The sequence below is a fragment of the Paenibacillus oryziterrae genome (assembly GCF_042610485.1).
Lineage (GTDB): Bacteria > Bacillota > Bacilli > Paenibacillales > Paenibacillaceae > Paenibacillus_AQ.
On the sequence record NZ_JBGJZO010000001.1, the window covers coordinates 248768 to 271072 of the forward strand.

Genomic DNA, 22305 nt, shown 5'->3' on the forward strand with positions numbered 1-22305 from the left:
GATGCCGGATCTCATTCAGGCAAAAAGGAGGAAGAGTATTGAGATTAAATGCGGATTTCACATTGAACAGATTGACCATCATACGCGGAGATATACAATGGGCAGGACAAATATTGACTCTTCTTCAGGAAGCTGCCCGCTGGATGGAGAGTAACGGAATTAAGCAGTGGACTCCGGGACAGTTCAATGAAAATGACATCGCCGGATATTTTAAAGAACGCGAGGTATATCTTGCCATTCAGGATGAACAGCTTGTCGGGATGTTCACACTGCAGTTCAGTGATCTCCAATATTGGGGACAGCGGAATGATGAGTCGTATGCTTATCTTCATCGTTTGTCTGTGGCCGGGTCGCACCGCGGGAGCGGGCTCGGGCGCCATATGCTGGAGTATGCTGCAGACTTGGCAATAGAAAAGGGCTGTAAGGGATTGAGACTGGATACCGTAGCTCATAATGTGAAACTAAATGCATATTATCAAAGCCTGGGGTTTCATTTTATGGGGACCCATGATATGGGCGGAGGCCGTCTAGTCAGTCTTTATGAGAAGTTTGCGGATGACGGGGATGCCGACGGGATCATTCTGCGTTACTTTGGCGAACGTGACTTCGAAGCCCTTAAAAGCTGGAGCGTCTCCCCAGAGTTTCTAAAGCAGTGGGCAGGTCCCTCCTTAACCTATCCATTGGAAGATGAAGAGCTACAACAATATCTTTCAGGTACGAATCATCCTGCAGAGTCGGGGATGTTGATATTCAGTGCTCTGCACCGAGCAACAGGCCAACTCGTGGGACACATCAGTCTGGCACATATTGACCGCGTTAACGGCTCCGGCAGAATTGGACGTGTGGTAATTGACCCTGCCTTCCGGGGCAAGGGAGTGGGGCAGCGTATGATGAAAGAGATGCTGCGTATTTCATTCCAGTCACTGGAGCTCCACAGGGTGTCGTTAGGAGTATTTGATTTCAATACCTCTGCTCTGAATTCATACGAAACCGCCGGGTTCCGTCGTGAAGGTGTACAGCGCGAAGCTGCACTATTCGGTGATCGTTATGTTGACTGCATCGAGATGAGCATGCTGGACCGGGAATGGTTGGCTTTGAATAACTAGTACTCGAATCAAAAGACAGGAAATCTCCATGCGAAGGAGATCACCTGTCTTTTTAGTTTTACTGAATGTGGTTGAAATTGGTCTCTATGAAATCATCAGGATCAAGATGGGAGGCTCTCTGCACGAAGACGTCCTGTTTTCTCGTAGACCTCCTGTAGCAGGCGAGTCGGCTGTGTCCGGATAACAGGTTTAGCAGCAACTGTCTCGTTTGGTCCAACAACGACGATGTTGTCTGCAGTTCCTTTAATGATCGCCCCGTCTTTGATAACGGCACCTTCACTAATAATTGCATTTTCGATGTGGACATTGCGCCCGATGCGGGCCCCTTGCATGACTACGCTGTACTTAACAACAGACTGTTTACCAATATCCACACCGCCAAATACGACGGAATGATGCAGGCTCCCTTCGGAACTGCACTGTTCACTCACAAGCGAATTGACAGAGGGCAATTGTACTTTGGGTTTGGCTACTGCAAGCATAGTTCGGCGTGCCCGGCTGTACATTGGCCACCGGACGTTGTCGAGTTTCCAGCCGTTATCCGGCTGCAATAGATCCATGTGAGCTTCCCATAAGCTGCGGACAGTACCTACATCACGCCAGTACCCTTTAAAGCGGTATGCGAATAATTCATGGTCCTGATCAAGCATGCGAGGGATAACATCCTTGCCAAAGTCATGGCTTGAGTTCGTTCTTGCTGCGTCATCCATTAAATGTTGCTTCAGATAGTTCCAGCGGAAAATGTATATTCCCATAGAGGCAAGATTACTCTGCGGCTTCTTTGGTTTCTCCGCGAACTCAGAAATTCTGAGTTGATCGTCTACGCTCAGCACTCCGAACCTGTGAGCATCCTCCCAGGGCACTTCCATAACGGCAAGTGTGGCCTTCGCATTTTTCTGGATATGATGTTGAAGCATCTTACGATAGTCCATATGGTATATATGATCACCGGACAGAATCAGCACATGCTCCGGATTGCGTTCATCAATGAATGAAATATTCTTATATATTGCATCGGCAGTTCCTGCGTAGCTATCCCTTCCCTCGGTACCTGCTGGAAGCAGGGTCACACCTTTATGCTCGTGGCTATGCAGCCCCCAAGGCTCGCCTTCTCCGATATGACTATGTAGCGAGTCCGCTTCGTACTGTGTTAGTACGCCTACAGTGTCAATGTTCGAGTTGACACAATTACTGAGAGGAAAATCTATAATTCTGTACTGTCCACCGAATGGTACTGCTGGCTTAGCCATCCGCGCTGTCAGCGGTGCCAGTCTTCGGCCTTCACCACCAGCCAAAAGCATGGCGATGCAATCACGTGTTCCCATTTGTTGTCCCTCCCGCATTTTTTGTCAATGTTTGTTATTTAACCTAACTTAAGGTCATTGAAACGACATAAGTGAAGTATATTGCTATGATTCAGAAAAAATTACATGAATTATTTTCTCGTTACAAAATTTAATATCAGTCATTTTCAAATGGAGATGTTTGGGGTAATGTAATAGGTGCATCCTATATAAATAAGGTGGTGACGAATTGGCAGAGCGACCAGGAATACGAACCTTACCTTCTCCGGAGGACATTTTTTTATTCCATGAAGGCACCCATTACCGCAGCTATAACATGCTGGGCGCACACACCGAAATAGAGGAAGGCCAATCCGGTGTACGTTTTACCGTGTGGGCACCCCATGCGGCGTATGTAGGACTAGCCGGTGATCATAATGGCTGGGACGGAAGCAAGATAGAAGATTCTTTATATAAGATACCCGAAACACAATTTTGGAGTCGTTTTTTCCCTGGCATAACACCGGGAACTTTTTACAAATACCGGATTCATGGCGCAGACGGTTCAAGCTTCCTGAAAGCTGATCCCTACGCGTTCCAAGCGGAAGTACGCCCGGCTACGGCTTCAGTGGTTGCTGATATCAGCGGGTACCGTTGGGGTGATGGGTTATGGCGGCGTAAAAACAAAACACCGTATAATAAACCGCTAAATATTTACGAAATGCATTTTGGTACATGGCGCCAGAAGGAGAACGGTGAATTCTACACCTATCAGGAAATGAGCGAAATTCTGATTCCTTATTTGCTGGAGATGGCTTATACCCATGTAGAATTTATGCCGCTTGCTGAGCATCCGTACGATCTTTCCTGGGGTTATCAGGGAACGGGTTATTATGCCGCAACCAGCCGTTATGGAGATCCCAAAGAGTTGATGTTTCTGATTGACCACTGCCATCAGGCCGGTATTGGCGTTATTCTGGACTGGGTTCCGGCGCATTTCGCTAAAGATGCACATGGACTCCGGATGTTTGACGGCTCACCCCTGTATGAGTATGCGGATCCTAAGCTCGCCGAGAAGCCAGGATGGGGTACCTTGTCCTTTGATTTCAGCAAGCCGGAGATCAACTCGTTTCTTATCTCCAATGCGTTGTTCTGGTTTGAAATGTTTCATATTGACGGGATGCGTGTTGATGCTGTGACTAGCATGTTGCGGCTCGATTTTGAGAAACAGGAGCACCAATACCGCCGCAATATACATGGTGGCCTGGAGAATCTGGAAGCGATTAAGTTTCTGCAGAATTTGAACAAGGCTATTTTTAATTATCATCCTCAAGCCTTAATGATGGCGGAAGAATCCAGTGCCTGGCCTGGCGTAACCTCACCTGTTAATGAAGGTGGACTTGGTTTTAACTACAAATGGAATATGGGCTGGATGAATGACACTCTGGAATACATAGAACTAGATTTCGGGGGGCGACCTTACCATCATAATTTGTTAACTTTCCCGATTTGTTATGCCTATTCAGAGAATTACACTCTTCCGCTGTCGCATGATGAGGTGGTACACGGCAAAAAGTCACTTCTAAACAAGATGCCGGGCGCCTACGAGCAGAAATTCGCCGGACTGCGTCTGCTGCTTGGTTATCAAATGACTCATCCCGGTAAAAAACTGCTCTTTATGGGTGGAGAATTTGGTCAATTCATCGAATGGAAGGATCAGGACCAGCTCGACTGGTTCCTGCTGGATTACGAGAGTCATCGTAAGATGCTGGCCTTTACCGCAGCGCTAAATAAGCTATATTTATCCGAAAAAGCACTTTGGGAGCTTGACCACGATATGGGAGGGTACCAATGGATTAACGCGGATGACAACGGACAAAGTGTAGTCTCCTACATCCGTAGAGGCAAGAAGCCAAGCGATACCGTGCTGATTGTTATCAACTTCCAGCCTGTTGAACATCAGTTTTACCGAATCGGAGTTCCAAGTGCAGGCACCTATGAGGAGATATTTAGCTCAGAGCACTCCGATTTCGGAGGCTCCGGATTTAACAACGCCCAGATGAAAAGTGAGAAACAGGAATGGCATAATCAACTTCACAGTCTGGAGCTGAAACTGCCCCCGCTCAGCATTATCGTGCTGAAGAAGGTGTCCGTGCGAAAAGCTAAAGTAGTCCAGTAATTTTAATCATGCAGTTCTACTGAATTTGAGTAGTGAACAATAGACCAAGGAGGAAATAATAATGAAGGTATTGTTCGCCGCAGCGGAAGCCCATCCTTTTATCAAAACGGGGGGACTTGCCGATGTGATTGGCGCCCTGCCTAAAGCGCTCAAAAATGCTGGTGTGGATGTAAGAGTGATTTTACCGAAATATAAGGGTATCCCTGAAAAATTCACTTCCACCATGCAGCATGTGACCGCTGTTAACGTTCCGGTCGGCTGGCGCAGCCAGTATTGCGGGATTGAGCAGATCGTGTTTGACGGGATTCCGGTGTACTTCGTGGATAACGAATATTATTTCGGAAGAGATGGCATATATGGATACATGGACGACGGAGAACGGTTTACTTTCTTCAACCGTGCGGTATTGGAATGCCTGCCAGCCATCGACTTCCAGCCTGACGTTCTGCATTGCCATGATTGGCATGCGGCTGTAATTCCGATGCTGCTGCAGGGACATTACCGGCATAATCCATTTTACAGCAACATGCGTACAGTATTTACAATTCATAACCTCCTCTACCAAGGGGTATTTCCATATGAAGTGCTGGAGGGACTGCTTGGGCTTGGAAGCAACTACTTCGGGGGCGTTGAATACTATGGCAATGTCAATTTCATGAAGGGCGGCATTGTATACAGTGATCATGTTACTACAGTAAGCCCAACGTATTCGGAAGAGATTCGCACACCTTATTATGGATATGGATTGGACGGCCTGTTAAACGCCAGATCTGAGCAGCTCAGCGGAATTGTTAACGGAATTGATACGAAAAGCTATAATCCGGCTACAGATCCGCAGATTTTCAGCCGATACCGCACCAACCTTGCGAAGAAGGCAGAGAACAAAATCGCCCTTCAGCAAGAGCTGGACTTGCCTGTTGCACCGCATATTCCTATGGTGGCGATGGTTACAAGGCTTGTGGATTCCAAAGGTCTTGACTTGATTACACGGGTTCTGGATGAGATTCTGTACTATGACGATATTCAGTTTGTACTGCTTGGTACGGGGGACGAAATATATGAGCGCTGGTTCCGGGAAGCGGCGTGGAGATATCCGAATAAACTATCCTCCCAGATCCTGTTCAATGATGCATTGTCTCGTAAAATGTACGCGGCGAGCGACTTGTTCCTCATGCCATCCAAATTCGAACCATGCGGCATTAGCCAGCTTCTTGCGCTGCGTTACGGAAGTATACCCGTTGTCCGTGAAACGGGAGGGCTGAATGATACCGTGAAGTCTTATAATGAGCTGACGGGAGAGGGCAACGGATTTACCTTCACCGATTATAATGCGCATGACATGATGCATACGCTCCGTCGTGCTGTTGAGTTCTACCATCAGCCGGATCACTGGAAGAAAGTCACGAAGAATGCATTCGCCGGTGATTATAGCTGGAATGTGTCTGCACAGCAGTACATCGATATTTACAATCAAATCACAGGGTAGTTTATAACGATGTTCACCAAACCAAACAAGCCGTGGCGGGATTGCCAGCGGCTTGTTTGTGTTGAATACCTATTAGATTCAGCATAAAGTGATTCTATTGAACGCCTACTCAGATCGTGTACTGCTCCAAATCACGGCACAGAATCCTGTAATGATATGGCTCCAGGGAGATATGCATGATCCCATCCTCAGGAACGACAGGCTCACCGGTTAGTGCATCCTGCCAGTCATCCGTCTCCATGGGATGAGTCAGCGTGCGTGCATCTGGTCCATTGTTCATCCACACAGTGAAATGACGGAAGTTATCTGCCCGCTCATATACGATACATGAGTCAGTTTCGCAGGCTTGCAGAATCCGGAAACGCCCTTCCCGCAGTGCTTTATTCTCTTTTCGCAAGGCAATCATCATCTGGTAAAAACCATATAACTCCAGATCCTGCTTCGATTTGTCCCATTCCATACATTTTCGGCAGTCGGGATCTTCATTTCCTGTCAGCCCGATCTCATCCCCGTAATAGATACAGGGTGTCCCCATGAAGGTGAACAGAAACACGACAGCGAGCTTCAAGCGGCGTTTATCTTCACCCACACAGGTTAGCAGGCGGGGAGTGTCATGACTGCCAAGGAGATTGAAGACGACTTCATTGGTCTGCTGAGGATACCTCATCAGCAAAGAGCCGATACGGTGGCCAAAAGCGATCCCGTTCATACCCCCGTTAAAGAACTCCAGCACAGTACCAGAGAATGGATAATTCATCACAGAGTCGAATTGGTCGCCAAGCAGCCAGTTTAGGGAGTCACTCCAAACCTCGCCGACGATATAGGCATCCGGATTCGCGGATTTGACGACCTTACGGAAATCACGCCAGAAATGATGATCAACTTCATTCGCGACATCCAGCCGCCAACCATCCAGTTTAATTTCTTTAATCCAGTACTCTGCAACTTCTAGAAGATAAGCCCGAACTTCACGATTTGCGGTATTGAATTTCGGCATATTGCCAAAAAAGCCGAAAGTGTCATAGGTGGGGATACCATCGACAATTTCAGCCGGAAATGAATTGATATGGAACCAATCTTTATAAACAGAGTATTCACCTTTCAGCAGAACATCCTGAAAAGGCGGGAATTGATCGCTGCAATGGTTGAAGACGGCATCAAGCATCACACGTATCCCTTTTTTATGGCATTCCTGAACAACTTTCTTCAGAAGCTGATTATCCCCGAAATGCGGGTCAACTCTTTTGTAATCGACGATATCATATTTGTGGTTAGAGGGAGAGACGAAAAGGGGGGTGAAGTAGAGGGCGTTAATACCAAGCTCGTGAAGGTCATCTAAATGGTCAAGCACACCCTGCAGGTCTCCGCCGAAGAAATTGTCCAGCTTCGGAGTACCACCCCAGTTCTCGGTTCCTTCAGGATCATTTGAAGGATCACCATTGGCGAACCGTTCGGTCATAATTTGATAAAATACAGCATCCTTAGCCCACTCAGGCACTTTAAACAGATCGATGTCGTGAATGTATGGAAATTCATAATAATGAGTGGGAGCCTGAGGGCATTCATACCGGATTCCGTTGTCCAGTAAAAAAACATCTTCAGGGCCCGCACTAATACGGAAGGTATAACATAAACGTTTGTATTTGGGCCGGACAGAAGCCTCCCAATAATCGAACATATCGTCAGAAGCCGCTTTGTCCATCATGATTTCGTAATAGGTATGCTCCCAATCATATTTATCTCCGGTTAGAGCCGTTACACAGTCCACATCGTTTCTTTTAGTGCGTACACGCAAATGTATAGTTTCTGCATCGTAGGCATAAGCCCATTTATCCCTGGGAACATGGTACATAGCTTCCAAAAGCATGAAAGCACCTCCTTTTTTACGTAGACCGCACAGCACTTTATAATCGTCCGGTTTAGCATGTAATACCCTTGAACATGTTCTATTAAACCGATGGGGTAGATCTCCCATTAAACTTTCACACTAGAATAAAGTGTACTTCCTATTATATCCTATCCTATTATGCCGATATTCATTTATATGCGCATGAATTTATGAACCGTGACAAAATTAATTGTGCTAATTTACATTTGTATGAAGAATAAAAGGAAGAATCATGTCGAATTTGGAAGGAGAAGCAAATAAGTTGATAAATTAGGATGTATATTGAGGGGAGTACAGGCATGCATATAAAGAAAAAGTTAACAACGATACGCTCACAAATGATTATTACTTACGTAGCAGTACTGCTAATACCTAGCTTGATCATTGGTTTTTTCTCTTATCAGGCTTCCAGTAATAAGATAGAGAAACAACTGATGCAGAGTGCTCTTGAAAGTGTAAAAGTAGCCGTGCAGATCGCTGATGAAACCATCCGTTCCAAAATGACGGATATAGCTTATTATAATACCCAGTTCACCTCGGATCAGATCGATGCTGAAGTAGATGGCACCTCCGGGGCTTCGCTTTCGACGAAGCTGAAGGAGTATACGAAACTGCATCCTGATGTTCTGAACATCATGATCGGGACAGATCAAGGGAATATCATCCAGGCATCGGATGAGAAGCTCCCGGCAGACTTTGACCCGCGAACAAGAGATTGGTATAAAAATGCAAAAAAAGCTGACAAAAAGGCGGTTGTATCTCCGGCATATTTATCCCCGGACGGTAATATAACGGTACCTGTCTCCATAACGTTACCTGATGCTAAAGGTGTTGTTGTTCTTAACATCGATCTTAAGAAGCTAGGGGAGCTTACGAATGTGAAAGTGGGGGAGAAGGGTTATATTTTTATTACGGACGCCCAAAAGACATATCTGGTGCATCCAACCGAAAAAATCGGTACGGTATCCACTCGGGATTTTGTTAATGCAATGTTTACAGGAAAATCAGGAACGTACTCATATAGCTTTAATGGTGAAGGCAAAAAGCTGGTCTATGTGACAAGTGAGCTGACTGGCTGGAAGTTCGGTGGTTCATTCTACACCTCTGAGATTAATGATGCAGTTGCTGGGATCCGCAATACCATTGTTATTGTCCTACTTGCCTCCATATTCTTAATCAGCTTCATTATTATCTATATTGTCCGTGCAATAATGAAACCGATGAACCGGCTCAAACTTGTGACGGAGCAGGTTAGTAATGGGGATTTGACCAAAGACATTGATGGTTTCCGAGATAATGAATTCGGTGATCTGGCTAATAATTTCCAGCGTATGGTAGTGAGCCTCCGACAAACCGTGAGCGGTGTGCAGGAGATGACCAACAATTTGTCGTCATCCGCCGAGGAGCTTCAAGCAAGCTCTAAACAGACAACTCTCGCGGTTGAGCATGTTACCAGCGCCATTCAGGAAGTAGCCGCCGGAAGTGAACAGCAGGTATTAGCAGTGGAGCGCGGCATGGAAGGCGTTCAAGCGACTACGGATGAAGTAGGACGAATTGTTGAATCCATGAATCTGGTATCAACTGCAATGACACGAACTTCTGATACGGCAATGAACGGCAATAATTCTGTCGTGACAGTGGTACAAAAAATCACCAGCATTCAGTCAACCGTTGAGGAACTAAATGAAACAATGTCCAAGCTGGAGGTCCGGGCCCAAAATATTGGCGGGATTGTAAATGTGATCTTTAATATCTCAAAACAAACCAATCTACTTGCCCTTAATGCCTCTATTGAAGCAGCCCGGGCTGGTGAACATGGAAAAGGTTTTATGGTCGTAGCATCGGAAGTGCGTAAACTGGCTGAAAACTCGCAGGAATCCGCACGCCAAATTTCTGAATTGATCTCTGCAATGAACGAAGAAATGAGTTTTGCCACTGCAACAATGAAAACTGCAATCGAAGGCGTGGCAGAAGGAGTGGATGCCGTAGATCTCTCCAGCCGTTCATTCTCTCGGATATTGAAGGCTGTAAGAAGCGTAAATACACAGATCGAAGGCATGGTTTCTTCTGTAGCGCATTTGTCTGAACAAAGCCAGGTGATGGAGGATGCCATTCTTAGTATTAGAAGTATTTCACAAGAATCTTCTGCAAATACGCAGATGATTTCAGCCGCATCACAGCAGCAGCTTGCTTCGATGGAAGAGATTGCTTCTTCTTCAACCAATTTGGGAGTGCTGGCTGCTGAACTCCAATTAAAGGTAGAGCATTTTAAACTGTAGGTGCGATTTTCACCTGCAAACCAGCATAAGATATTACATCTTTTGTCACAAAAATATCTTTGCATATTCATGCGATCTGATTTATAATAAATCGGTCCGAGAGGGTTGTGGACAGATGAATAGAACAGGGGAGATATAGAAATGAATAAATGGGGTAAACTATCATTAGGTATGCTGCTTGCTGCAGGTCTGCTTGTAGGCTGTGGCCAAAATAAGAATGAGAATGATTCCGCTACTGCGGGCAACACCAATACAAGCACCGAAGCTAAGACACTTACACTGGGAACCAGTGCGGATTTTCCTCCATACGAGTTCCATAAGGTTGTAGACGGCAAAGATACAATCGTTGGTTTTGATATCGACATCGCCAAAGACATCGCTGCTGATATGGGCGCTGAACTGGTAATTAAAGATCTGCCTTTTGATTCGCTTCTTAACGAACTGTCCAGTGGAAGAGTAGACATGGTTATTTCCGGTCTGAGCCCGACAGAAGAACGCAGAAAAGCTGTTGATTTGTCTGATATCTATTACAAAGCCGAGCAAGCTATTGTGGTACGTGAAGCGGATAAAGATTTATTTGCTACTATGGATGCACTGAAAGGTGCTAAAATCGGTGTTCAAACAGGATCGATTCAAGAGGATATCGCCAAAGGTATCGAAGGCGCTCAGTTGACCTCCCTTGGTAAAATCTCCGAAATCGTGCTTCAACTGCAATCCAATCGTGTAGATGCTTCCATTATGGAAGGTCCGGTAGCGAAATCCTTCGTGAAGAACGTTCCCGGTCTGGTTATTACTGACGCTAAACCTGAAGTTGAGGACGATGGTTATGTGATCGGAATTAAGAAAGGTAATACGGAGCTGCTTGATCTAGTGAACAAGACGCTGACGCGTTTGAATTCGGAAGGCAAGATTGAAGAATATGTTGCTGCGGCAAGCGTGCTTGCAGAAAGCAAATAATCTCAGTTAGAGACACTTGTTACAAGACACCGAATGGAGTACAGTGTGACCCTTCAGAAAATGGCGGTAACCCGCCGTTTTCTATTTTTTTGGAGACAGGAGGTTTTACTTAAAATGGATATATTTAATATGGCTTATGAATATCGGGACTTTTTCCTTACTGGTCTGCAGTACACGCTACTGTTGGCAGTAATCGGGGTATTCTTCGGTTTTGTTCTTGGTATCGCAGTTGCGCTGCTTAGAATGTCAAAGATCTGGCCTCTGCGTATTCTGGCTAGTGCATGGGTGGAGTTCCTGCGCGGGACTCCGATGCTGGTGCAATTATTTCTTATTCATTACGGTCTTACTGTTGTAGGAATTGAGTTCTCACCTATTCAATCAGGGGCTATTACTTTGATTATCAACAGCTCCGCATACCTCGCAGAGACATTCCGCGCGGGGATCCAGGGAGTGGATCGGGGACAGACGGAAGCAGCTCGTTCACTTGGCATGAAGCAGGGGATGACCTTGCGTTATATCGTGCTGCCTCAGGCGATTAAGAGTGTTCTGCCGGCGATTGGCAATGAGTTTGTTACGATTATAAAGGAATCATCCATTGTATCCATGATTGGTGTGACAGATCTTTTGTTCCAGTCACGCTCCGTAACCACCATTACTTATGAGCCGCTTACACCGCTGTTGATCATTGCATGTATGTATTTTGTCATGACATTTACATTATCCAAGCTGCTTGGAAGAGTTGAACGGAGGCTGAATACCGATGATCGAGGTTAATAAGCTGCAGAAGCATTTCGGTAAGCTGGAGATCCTGAAGGGTATCGATTTAACGATTGAAAAAGGCGAGGTTGTCGTGGTGATCGGTCCCAGCGGTTCGGGAAAAAGTACTTTTCTCCGCTGTCTGAACTTACTGGAGCAGCCGACCGGCGGCGAAATCAATTTTGAAGGCGAGTCTATTACCGCTAAGAAGCATGATATCAATGTGACCCGTGAGAAGATGGGGATGGTGTTTCAGCAGTTCAACTTGTTCCCTCATAAAACTGTATTACAGAATATTACTTTGGCTCCGGTTAAGGTGAAAAAGATGAATGCCGCTGAAGCAGAGAAGATTGCGATGGAACTGCTTCGTACGGTTGGTCTGGAAGATAAGAAGGATGCCTATCCTTCCCAGCTCTCCGGGGGACAAAAGCAGCGCATTGCTATCGCCCGCGCGCTGGCTATGCAGCCGCATGTCATGCTGTTCGATGAACCTACCTCAGCGCTTGACCCGGAAATGGTCGGTGAAGTGCTGGAGGTTATGAAGAAGTTGGCTGAAGACGGGATGACGATGGTGATCGTCACTCATGAAATGGGATTTGCCCGTGAAGTAGGCGATCGTATTCTGTTCATGGATGGCGGCGTTATTGTAGAACAGGGGTCTCCGGCAGAAGTGTTCGGTAATCCCAAACATGTACGTACGCAGGATTTCTTAAGCAAGGTCTTGTAAATAATCAATGGAAACGGCCCCGGTAGTGGTATACGGAGGCCGTTTTATATTAGATATGACTAGTTCAGAGCCACAAGGCCGCATTCATTTCTACCCGCAAACCATGTATAATAGATGATCAATCAACTAGCAAAGGAAGTGCAGCCTCATATGAGAAATGACCTCTGCCGAATTGGTATTATCGATATCGGTTCCAACTCCATACGCCTTGTTATTTATGATACGACACCGGAAGGCGGCTATAAAATTATCAAGGAGTGTAAAAGCTCCGCCCGCCTCAGCGAGAAAATTACAAAAGAAGGCAGACTGGAGCAGAAAGACATGAGTGCTGTTGTTCCTGTACTCTTGCAATTCAAAGAGGTCTGTGAAGCCTTTGGAGTTGACCGCATCCGTGCCGGAGCAACAGCAGCAATCCGAAACGCGGCCAATTCAACCGAGATCATCTCGTATTTGTCGGATGCTTCCTCTATTCCCATAGAAGTGATAAGCGGCCACCAGGAGGCGTATTTCGGCTTCCTGGGTGTAATTAATGCCTTTGATGTACAGGATGGCTTTGTGATCGATATCGGGGGCGGAAGTACAGAAATCACCTTATTTCGCGGACGCCGGCATCAGCACAGCATTTCCTTCCCGTTCGGTGCGGTAAATACCAATATCATGTTCGGCCAAGCAGGCAACTGGAACGGCGAACAGGTACGTAAGCTGCAGGCTTATGTAACTGGAAGGCTGGTAGAGCATGCCTGGCTTAGCGAAGGCTCAGGTCTGCCTCTGTATGGCTTGGGAGGAACCCTGCGTTCCCTTGGGAAGCTGGATCAGAAACAACGGGAATATTCTCTGCCGAATTCACATGGATATACGATGTCCAGCGATACGATCGAGAGGTTTCTTGACATATTGCCGGCAATGCCTTTTGAGAAGCGCAAGGAGCTGGAGGGTTTATCCAAAAGCCGTGCGGATATCATCGTGTCGGGGCTGATTATTTTTCATACAGTTTATCGTTATATCGGTGCTAGTAGTGCTGTGATCAGCGGGGAGGGACTCCGTGAAGGCATGCTTCATGATCTGATCAACCCGGAGGAGCCTGTACGAAGTAGTGCTTTGGAGTACAGTTTGGGAACCATCTTGCGTTTCAGCATGGGAACAACCAAACGTCACCTGGAGCATGTATATAAGCTCGCCAGCAGCCTGTACGAGCCGCTAAAACGGGAAGGGAACACACTGGAGCAAGAAATGCTGATTTATGTATCCATTATGCTGCACCGGACCGGGTTTAATATTAACTATTATCAATCCAAAAGACATACACGTTATTGGCTCATGAATGCACCCATCCGTGGCCTTACCCATCGTCAACTAATCCTATGTGCGCTGATCGCTTCCTACAGCACAAAAAGCCGGAAGCAGAAATTGTCCGTGGCACACAAGGACATTTTGCTGGCTTCCGACGAGGAGTGGATTCATAAGCTCGGTACACTGGTTCAGCTGGCCATCGCGATGGACAGCAGTGAAACCGGAATGGTGAAAGAGATTGAAGTGCATCAGCATGGCAATAATCTGGATCTGGCATTGAAAGGCATTCACGCTCTTCTGCTCGGTGCAGAAGATATTGATAACGCCATTAAAGCGTTCAAGAATGTTTGGGACTTGAAAGTGAAGCTCGTTCTTTCTTGAACCGTGTAACATCCATCGCGGCAAACTGGCTCCGGAAAGGGGCCTTTTTGTCGTCCGGCCGTTCATAATTTCCGTTAACCTGCAAGAAGCTCGATTTGACGTTGTCTTTTAAGGTTAACTCCAGTATTTTGACAATCTGTGATTTGATTCTGCTATCGAGAACTGGACACATCAATTCAATCCGGCGGGTAAGATTACGGGTCATCCAATCTGCACTGGACATGTAGATCTCAGGATTGCCGCCATTCTCGAAGTAATAGATCCGTGAATGCTCAAGGAAGCGGTCAACAATACTGCGTACGGTAATTCGCTCACTGACTCCCGCGAGACCCGGACGCAAGCAGCACACACCACGAACGATCAAGTCGATCGATACCCCTGCACGGTCTGCTGTATATAGATCATCAATGACTTGCTGGTTAGAGAGTGAGTTCATCTTCGCAATAATGCGAGCCGGTCTTCCGGCAGCAGCGTGTTCTGCTTCGCGCAGAATAAGCTTCTGCAAGGAAAGGCTCATATCTGTTGGTGCAACAATCAGAGAGTTCCAGTCATGATTAGAGGAATAACCCGTCATCTGGTTAAATAGCTCCGAAGCATCCAGACCGATCTGATGGTTCGATGTGAATAGACTCAGGTCAGTATAAGCTTTTGCAGTACTATCGTTGTAGTTCCCTGTTCCAACATGGACATAACGCCGCAGTTCATTACCTTCCTGGCGGACAATCAGGGTAATCTTAGCATGCGTTTTGAGTCCGACCAGGCCATAGACGACATGGCATCCAGATTGTTCCAGCTTACGTGCCCAAGCAATATTGCGCTCTTCGTCGAATCTCGCCTTCAGCTCCACAACAACGGTTACCTGTTTGCCGGATTCGGCAGCGTGGGCAAGCGCTGTGATCAATGGTGAATTGCCGCTTACGCGATAAAGCGTCATTTTAATGGCCATAACCTGTTCATCCTCAGAAGCCTGAGTAATAAAGTCGGTCATCGCATCGAAGGTTTCATACGGATGGTACACCAGCACGTCACGTTCACGCAGTACCTCGAAGAAATCCTCGTTCTCATCGAATTCTGCCGGATACACGGGTTCAATCGGCGGATAATTCATATAACTGAAGCCTTTTAGGCTTCCCGCGAAGCTTCTCAGGAAGCTAAGATCAAGCGGTCCTTCAATTTCAAATACAAAGTCATCGATTTCAAACTCCGCCTGCAGTTGTTCAAGTGCATAAGGATGAATACCTTTTTGTACCTCCAGCCTTGCTGGAACACCTCTGCGGCGCTTGCGGAGTTCTTTTTCGATCTCCTCCAGCAGATCTTCGGCACCTTCCTCATCAATGGTAAGGTCTGAATTACGAGTCAGACGGAACTCATTGACAGAAACAGCTTCATATCCGCTAAACAATGTCTGAATATGCTGCCGGATCACATCCTCGATCAAGACGAACTGCCGCTTCTTGCTGTTGGAACGGTGGGGGAGCGTAATATATCTTGGCAGGTTTGAAGGGATTTGCAGTATGGCGAAAAAAGGCTCGTCCTCGTCATTTTTTTTGCTGAGTACAACCGCCAGATAAATAAACAGACTGTGTACAAGTGGAAACGGGCGGCTCTGGTCTACCGCCATGGGCGTAAGCACGGGATAAATAATATCTCTGTAATATTGTTCAGCGGCTTGCATCTGGGCCTGGTTCAAATCTTCGTAATCTACAAATACGATGCCTTCCTTCTGAAGCTGTCTGGAGATCTCCTTAAAAGTACGATATTGATCGGCCATCATCTTTGTCACTCGTTTGAACAGACGTTTGTACAATCCAGATGGCGTGTAGCCTGTGAAGTCCATTTTGGTGTAACCCGCGCGAATTTGATCCTGAATTCCGGCAACGCGGACACTGATGAATTCGTCGAGGTTGCTGGATACGATGGATAGAAATCTCGCCCGTTCCATCAGCGGATTATCGGTATCCTGTGCTTCTTGCAGCACGCGCCGGTTAAATTCAATCCAGCTTAAATCGCGGTTCAGATAAGCGGTAGCTGGAGAGCTGTGGATGTGATTTTTTTTCTCTTCTGTGTTCATGGCCCCTCCAAATATAATGATCATCTTATTTATATTTATCTTATTCTATTATTCTACTATTTGCCAAAGAAAGAAATGTTAACGGAGTGTAAAATTTCTGCGGTGTTACGGTCTTATTCGAGAAAGTATGAACTGGAGATCAGCGAAATATTGCGAAGTGGTAACAATTGCATGAGCATAGGTTACAAAAATGTGATATATTCAATGTGCACTCAACAAAGGAGGCTTTTCTAGTTTATGATTAAAAAACGCAAATCTTACAAAGCAATCTCTGCCATACTTGGTTTAAGCATACTGCTGCACGCAGTACCCGCACAAGCAAATGGAGTACATATCGCCACAGAAGGCAACACATTCTACAACTTAGCCAAACAATATAATGTAAACGTGAACGAATTAATGGAAGCTAACCCGAATGTAGATGCTCTCAACATTTATCCAGGCTTGAAGCTGGTTATTCCGGATCTGACACCGGAGGATGAAACTCAGCAGAATGAACAAAACGCGACACCAGCGACACCAGCGACACCAGCGGTAACAGCCAGACTTTCTGTTAAACCAGACACAAATACGGTACAAGCATGGGGCAAAACCTTTTCATACGGTAAAACGCTGCAGGTCAAGGCTACTGCATATTCCTCAGCTGCGAGCGAGAACGGGAAATGGGGCGCAGTCGATTACTTCGGTAACCCGCTTAAACTGGGAACGATTGCTGTTGATCCAAGTGTAATTCCAATGGGAACTAAAGTGCTGGTTACAGGACACACCCATCCGGGACTCCCTAAGATGGCGTTCATTGCAACAGCAACGGATCAGGGAAGTGCAATCAAAGGCAAGCGGATTGACATCTTTATTCCAGGAAGCCAAAGTTTTGTTTCAGAGTTCGGCTTTCAATATGTGCAATTATATGTAATTCAATAACCGGCTAATATAATCAGTAATCTGCTGAACGTAAATAACGGAGGGTGCCCATGTGGCACTCTCCGTTTTATTTCTCCACAGGAAGCTTAAGAAGCTGAGGAACTGTCACAAAGGTATAACCTCGCTTACGCATAAGAGTTATCACATCAGGAAGCGCTTGAATGGACCCTCGGAGATTGCTGCCGCGGCCGCCGCCTCCATGCTGCAGAATGATCGCTCCTTTTCCGGCACGGGTGAGGATATTGCTCTTAACCTGTGTCTTGGATAAATTCCTCCAATCAAGGGAGTCCACATTCCAATTGACCACCTGATACCCGCGGGATCTTGCCCATTTCAGCTGCCCCTCACTAATCTCACCATATGGCGGACGGATAAATCGGGGTTTGTATCCCCCCAGACGTTGAATGATATCCTCAGTCCGGATGATTTGCCTCCGGAAATCATTAATTCCAATTTTCGTGAATTGAGGGTGATTGTAGGAATGGTTACCCACTGCGTGTCCCTCCCGAATCATCCTTCTGACCAATCCGGGATGTTTCTCGGCACGGCTGCCAACTACAAAAAAAGTGGCTTTTACATGGTACCGGCGCAAAACATCGAGAAGCTGCGGGGTGAATCTGGGGTCGGGTACATCATCGAAGGTAAGCGCTATGGATCTGACCCTTGGCCCCTGAGTCTTAATCGTATCTGGATACTTGTGAAGCAGTTGAGACAGGGACAGGCTGCTTTTTTTAACTTTTTGCCGGTGCTCCGTGGTTTGAGCTTTAGTTGCTATGACCGAGAGCGGAGGGACGGCGGCTGAAGAACGTACGGGAATGGCTGACAAGAAAATAACTGTGACAAATACGTATATTATTTTACCAGCAAGCCTGTGATTCAATTCTGCATACCCTCCTTCAGGTCATAGACCAGCAACTTCTCTTGGTATCCCCTGGATGCCTCAAATCTATCCGCACATGAATGTTCTGCGGTATACTATTGAAAAGGATACATATCCTGCTCTGATTATTTTACAATTTGGAAGGACGGAGAACATTAATGACCGATTTATTCAAGCCTTATGAATTGAAAGGAATGACACTCCGAAATCGGGTAGTCATGCCTCCAATGTGCCAATATGCTGTGGATCGCAAGGACGGGATTCCGACCGATTGGCATTTCGTACATTATGTAAGTCGTGCGGTTGGCGGAGCAGGTCTGATCATTGTTGAGATGACCGGCGTACATCCGGATGGCCGTATTACGGATCACGATACAGGAATATGGAGCGACAATCAGATCGAAGCGTTCTCTAAAATAACAGCGGGAGCCCATACAAATGGAGCTAAGATCGGAATTCAGCTGGGGCATGCGGGAAGAAAAGCGCAGGATGCCGAACCGCCGGTAGCTCCTTCTGCAATTCCGTTTGATGATCGTTCTAAGATGCCTAAGGCTTTAAGCAAAGATGAAATTCAGGAATTGATTCTGGCCTATCAGGATGGAGCACGCAGAGCGGTTGAAGCCGGATTTGATACCGTAGAAATCCATGGCGCGCATGGATATTTGATTCATCAGTTTCATTCGCCGCTGACCAATCGAAGGGACGATGAGTATGGCACGGATTTAGCATTGTTCGGAGAGCAAGTCGTGTCCGCTGTGAAAGAGGTTCTTCCTCCGGAAATGCCTCTATTGATGCGGGTTTCGGCCAAGGAATATGTGGAGAGCGGTTATGATGCGGAATATGCCTTAGGGATATGTCGCCGGTACAAGTCTGCGGGTGTGGATATGTTCCATGTATCTTCCGGCGGGGAAGGTCCAATCGGTTCAAATGGCGGTCCTAATGCCGGTCCGGCGTATCAAGTGGATCTGGCAGAATATATTCGCAGCGGTCTGCAGGTGCCGGTTATCGCTGTTGGCCGGCTAGAGTCGTATGAGCAAGCGGAGGCAGTTGTTAATGATGAAAGAGCAGAACTTGTTGCCGTTGGCCGGGGAATGCTGAGCGATCCGTATTGGGCTCTACATGCTGAAGAAGCGCTAGGCGGCGTTCATGCAATACCTAAAGCATATGAACGCGGGATCTGGCGAAAAAAATAGGCTCTAACCTGTGAACTAAATCACAGATTTTAAGTTCCTCCTAAGGCATTGTTAATAAGATTAAATTTGAAGGAGCTTGATAACGTGGGAACGGTGATTAGTAACGAGTATCTGACAGATCATGTATATCACCTCAAAGTAGAGGGGGATTACAGCGGTGCCATGGGGCAGTTTTATATGCTGCGTGCCTGGGGGGCTTACCCGCTGCTATCACGGCCGATCAGCATTCATGCTGTGAACGATAACGGCATCGAATTTCTGTATCATGTCGTAGGTGAAGGCACAGAGCTGCTCTCGCAGCTCAAACCGGGAGACTCCATTGGTCTTGAAGGGCCTTTCGGCAACGGATTTCCGCTGCTTGAAGGCAGAATAGCGCTAGTAGGTGGAGGAATAGGTATTGCTCCACTTCTGTATTGTGCACAGGAGCTTCCGAATTGTGATGTGTACCTTGGCTTCAGCCGTGAGCCATTCCGTACGGAAGAATTCCGTTCCCATGCCGCCAAGCTGACGGTGGATGTCGGCGGTTTGATCCTTGACAGCGTAGATTTCTCGGATTATGACCATGTATTTGTCTGTGGACCCTATCCGATGCTTAAAGCCGCCCAATTGAAAGGGATTGCTGCCGAACTCGCTGGAAGCAGAACATCTGTCTACTTGTCGCTGGAGAACCGGATGGCCTGCGGCATTGGCGCTTGCTTAGTGTGCAGCGTTTCGTGTAAGGACGGCCAGAAGAAAGCATGCACGGACGGGCCGGTATTTTTGGCGGAAGAGGTGATCTTCCATGCTTAATTTAAAGACAAGAATAGGGAATGTTGAATTTAAGAACCCTATTGTGATGGCTTCAGGAACCTTTGGATTTGGACGTGAATACGGGAAGTTGTACGATGTGAACAGATTAGGAGGTATCTCCGGCAAAGGTTTGACCCTCAATCCGAAAGCAGGTAACGCTGGAACACGTGTATATGAGACAGCCTCGGGACTGCTGAACAGTGTAGGTCTGGAGAATCCGGGTGTGCCCGCTTTTCTGGAGAAAGAGTGTCCGTATTGGGAGACTCTGGATACAGTACGGATAGTCAATCTTGGTGGAAATACACTCGACGATTATGTTCGCGGAGCAGAATTAATTCAGATTGATGCTGATGCCAGAGAACGTGCGGGGAACAAAGCAGTCGATATGATTGAACTTAATATTTCCTGTCCTAATGTTAAAGAAGGCGGAATTGCTTTTGGTGTCAAGACTTGCGCTGCACAAGAGGTAGTCCGTGCTGTAAGACAAGCTACAAAGCTTCCGCTGGCGGTCAAGCTGTCTCCGAATGCTGAAGACATCGCGGACATGGCATCAATGTGTGAAGCCGAAGGTGCAGATGCGATTTCTCTGATTAACACGATCTCCGGAATGAAGATCGATGTCCGCCGACGGAGCAGTGTCTTCAATAACCTGTATGCCGGTTTGTCCGGCCCTGCAATCAAGCCTGTAGCCCTCCGTATGGTGCATCAGGTAGCCAAGCGAGTTCAGATTCCGGTAATCGGTATGGGTGGAATTACTACGGCATCTGATATTATTGAGTTTATTATGGCTGGAGCTGCGGTTGTTCAAGTAGGGACTTATAACCTTATGAACCTGCGGGCGGGAAGCGACCTTGTGGAAGAGCTCGAGCAATTTATGCTTCATGAAAATATCGAAAGTCTGGATGAAATTCGCGGAATTGTGTAAATATCGGTTAATATAATGGGTAGGGGGGATGAATGTGACTTTACCCTGGATAGATCCAAGTGATATCGAACTTACCGAATTTCAAGTGGGCCGTGATCTTCTTCTGCTTATTACAGGTGGTGTCCGGCATATTGGCGCGGCAAGCACGGCTTATCTCAATGGGGAACAAGTGGAAGTATCCACTTCAGCCGTACCCCATCATAAGGAGCACACGATCAGTGAAGATCTCGCTGTTCGCGTTGCAGGCCAGCTTCAACGGACGGTGACGGTTGTAATGGGAATACACTATGACGATCTTTCAACTGAAGGCATCAAAGAAGTCGTACAAATAGTGAATCAGAAAGTCGATCAATATTTATCGCAACAAATTTGAAACGGTTATGATTTCATTGCGTAAAAGATATCCATAAGCAGCATAACTTATCTTTTGGAGGAATGAACCATGTCGATTTTTAAAAGATTGCGCGATTTAACCATGTCTAACGTAAATGCGATTATAGACAAAGCCGAAGACCCGATAAAGATGACCGATCAGTACATTCGTGACATGACCGAGGATTTAGAGGATGCAGAGAAGGCTGTTGCGGCACAAATCGCGATCGAGAAGAAGTTCAAACAACTGTACGAAGAGCAGGAAGCCTTGGTGAACAAACGTAACCAGCAAGCACATGCAGCAGCTCAAGCCGGCAATGCGGATTTGGCCCGCCGGGCTTTGGAAGAGAAGAAGGCTGCTGAGGTTAAGATGGTTGAATACAAAACCAGCTTCGACCAGAACAAAGCATCGGCAGATAACCTCCGCGGCAAGCTGGAAGAGATGCGCAAGCAGCTGACCCAGATGAAGAACAAACGTGAGACGCTAGTCGCCCGTTATAACGCAGCTAAAGCTCAGACTGAAATCAACAAAGCGATGAGCGGCTTCAGCTCCGATTCGGCATCTGCTGGACTTAAGCGTATGGAAGAAAAGATGCTGCAGGCGGAAGCGCAAGCCGAAGCCAGTAACGAGATGAGTTCCGGCAACAAATCACTGGATGATGAATTTGAGAAGCTCAATAAGGATCAGGCAGTGGATGATGAGCTTGCCGCGCTGATGAAGCAGTATGAGAAACAGTAATACTTAATCTTATATTCGGGCGGCATACAGTCCGGCAATCATCAGGCGAAGAAGAGACAGAACCAGCGTTTCTTCTTCGCCTT

At 46.7% G+C, this 22305-nt stretch carries 18 protein-coding genes; 14 read left to right on the forward strand and 4 right to left on the reverse strand.

Annotated elements, in window-relative coordinates; genetic code table 11:
• Positions 1 to 38 precede the first annotated feature (38 nt).
• Positions 39 to 1106: a GNAT family N-acetyltransferase gene (locus tag ACAN55_RS01215; protein ID WP_379126957.1), complete on the forward strand. Its 1068-nt coding sequence runs from the start codon at positions 39 to 41 to the stop codon at positions 1104 to 1106.
• A gap of 101 nt (positions 1107 to 1207) precedes the next feature.
• Here ACAN55_RS01215 and ACAN55_RS01220 read toward each other — a convergent pair whose 3' ends face one another.
• Complete coding sequence (locus ACAN55_RS01220; protein ID WP_379126959.1) at positions 1208 to 2431, reverse strand: glucose-1-phosphate adenylyltransferase; 1224 nt, start codon at positions 2429 to 2431, stop codon at positions 1208 to 1210.
• A gap of 208 nt (positions 2432 to 2639) precedes the next feature.
• Between ACAN55_RS01220 and glgB the strand changes: the two genes are divergently transcribed.
• Both glgB and glgA read left to right on the forward strand, forming a co-directional pair.
• Positions 2640 to 4568: a 1,4-alpha-glucan branching protein GlgB gene (glgB, locus tag ACAN55_RS01225; protein WP_379126961.1), complete on the forward strand. Its 1929-nt coding sequence runs from the start codon at positions 2640 to 2642 to the stop codon at positions 4566 to 4568.
• 61 nt (positions 4569 to 4629) lie between these two features.
• Entirely contained in the window at positions 4630 to 6054 is a 1425-nt protein-coding gene (gene glgA, locus ACAN55_RS01230; protein WP_379126963.1) for a glycogen synthase GlgA, read from the forward strand.
• 109 nt (positions 6055 to 6163) lie between these two features.
• Here the strand turns inward: glgA and ACAN55_RS01235 are convergent, their stop codons facing one another.
• Positions 6164 to 7921, reverse strand: a complete 1758-nt coding sequence (locus tag ACAN55_RS01235; RefSeq protein WP_379126966.1) for an alpha-glycosidase — start codon at positions 7919 to 7921, stop codon at positions 6164 to 6166.
• A 320-nt stretch (positions 7922 to 8241) separates the two neighbouring features.
• Here ACAN55_RS01235 and ACAN55_RS01240 point away from each other — a divergent pair, with 320 nt between their 5' ends.
• From ACAN55_RS01240 to ACAN55_RS01260, 5 genes are all read left to right on the forward strand, one after another.
• On the forward strand, positions 8242 to 10221 hold the full coding sequence (locus ACAN55_RS01240) for a methyl-accepting chemotaxis protein (protein ID WP_379126968.1): 1980 nt from the start codon (positions 8242 to 8244) through the stop codon (positions 10219 to 10221).
• Positions 10222 to 10362: 141 nt separating this feature from the next.
• Complete coding sequence (locus ACAN55_RS01245) at positions 10363 to 11178, forward strand: transporter substrate-binding domain-containing protein (protein ID WP_379126970.1); 816 nt, start codon at positions 10363 to 10365, stop codon at positions 11176 to 11178.
• A gap of 114 nt (positions 11179 to 11292) precedes the next feature.
• Positions 11293 to 11952, forward strand: coding sequence for an amino acid ABC transporter permease (locus ACAN55_RS01250; RefSeq protein ID WP_379126972.1), 660 nt, complete (start codon positions 11293 to 11295; stop codon positions 11950 to 11952).
• Positions 11939 to 12661, forward strand: a complete 723-nt coding sequence (locus ACAN55_RS01255; RefSeq protein ID WP_379126974.1) for an amino acid ABC transporter ATP-binding protein — start codon at positions 11939 to 11941, stop codon at positions 12659 to 12661. Before ACAN55_RS01250 ends, ACAN55_RS01255 begins: the two co-directional genes overlap by 14 nt.
• 114 nt (positions 12662 to 12775) lie before the next feature.
• Positions 12776 to 14332 carry a Ppx/GppA phosphatase family protein gene (locus ACAN55_RS01260; protein ID WP_379126976.1) on the forward strand — a complete coding sequence of 519 codons (1557 nt, stop codon included), beginning with the start codon at positions 12776 to 12778 and terminating at the stop codon, positions 14330 to 14332.
• Here ACAN55_RS01260 and ppk1 read toward each other — a convergent pair.
• The gene (gene ppk1 / locus ACAN55_RS01265) at positions 14289 to 16403 is read right to left on the reverse strand and encodes a polyphosphate kinase 1 (protein WP_379126978.1); all 2115 of its coding nucleotides are present in this window, start codon (positions 16401 to 16403) and stop codon (positions 14289 to 14291) included. The genes ACAN55_RS01260 and ppk1 overlap by 44 nt on opposite strands.
• Positions 16404 to 16640: 237 nt before the next feature.
• On the opposite strand from ppk1, the gene ACAN55_RS01270 reads away from it, so the two are divergent.
• The gene (locus tag ACAN55_RS01270) at positions 16641 to 17324 is read left to right on the forward strand and encodes a 3D domain-containing protein (RefSeq protein ID WP_379126980.1); all 684 of its coding nucleotides are present in this window, start codon (positions 16641 to 16643) and stop codon (positions 17322 to 17324) included.
• Positions 17325 to 17391: 67 nt separating this feature from the next.
• On the opposite strand, the gene ACAN55_RS01275 is transcribed toward ACAN55_RS01270, so the two are convergent.
• Positions 17392 to 18204 (reverse strand): polysaccharide deacetylase family protein, encoded by an 813-nt coding sequence (locus ACAN55_RS01275; protein ID WP_379126982.1) that lies wholly within the window; start codon positions 18202 to 18204, stop codon positions 17392 to 17394.
• Positions 18205 to 18362: 158 nt separating this feature from the next.
• On the opposite strand from ACAN55_RS01275, the gene ACAN55_RS01280 reads away from it, so the two are divergent.
• From ACAN55_RS01280 to ACAN55_RS01300, 5 genes are all read left to right on the forward strand, one after another.
• Complete coding sequence (locus tag ACAN55_RS01280; protein ID WP_379126984.1) at positions 18363 to 19397, forward strand: NADH:flavin oxidoreductase/NADH oxidase; 1035 nt, start codon at positions 18363 to 18365, stop codon at positions 19395 to 19397.
• An 84-nt stretch (positions 19398 to 19481) separates the two neighbouring features.
• Positions 19482 to 20186: a dihydroorotate dehydrogenase electron transfer subunit gene (locus ACAN55_RS01285; RefSeq protein WP_379126986.1), complete on the forward strand. Its 705-nt coding sequence runs from the start codon at positions 19482 to 19484 to the stop codon at positions 20184 to 20186.
• Positions 20179 to 21111, forward strand: a complete 933-nt coding sequence (locus ACAN55_RS01290) for a dihydroorotate dehydrogenase (protein WP_379126988.1) — start codon at positions 20179 to 20181, stop codon at positions 21109 to 21111. Before ACAN55_RS01285 ends, ACAN55_RS01290 begins: the two co-directional genes overlap by 8 nt.
• Before the next feature lie 34 nt (positions 21112 to 21145).
• Positions 21146 to 21484, forward strand: a complete 339-nt coding sequence (gene lpdD / locus ACAN55_RS01295; RefSeq protein ID WP_379126990.1) for a prenylated flavin chaperone LpdD — start codon at positions 21146 to 21148, stop codon at positions 21482 to 21484.
• 69 nt (positions 21485 to 21553) lie between these two features.
• The gene (locus ACAN55_RS01300; RefSeq protein ID WP_379126992.1) at positions 21554 to 22222 is read left to right on the forward strand and encodes a PspA/IM30 family protein; all 669 of its coding nucleotides are present in this window, start codon (positions 21554 to 21556) and stop codon (positions 22220 to 22222) included.
• Positions 22223 to 22305: the final 83 nt, after the last annotated feature.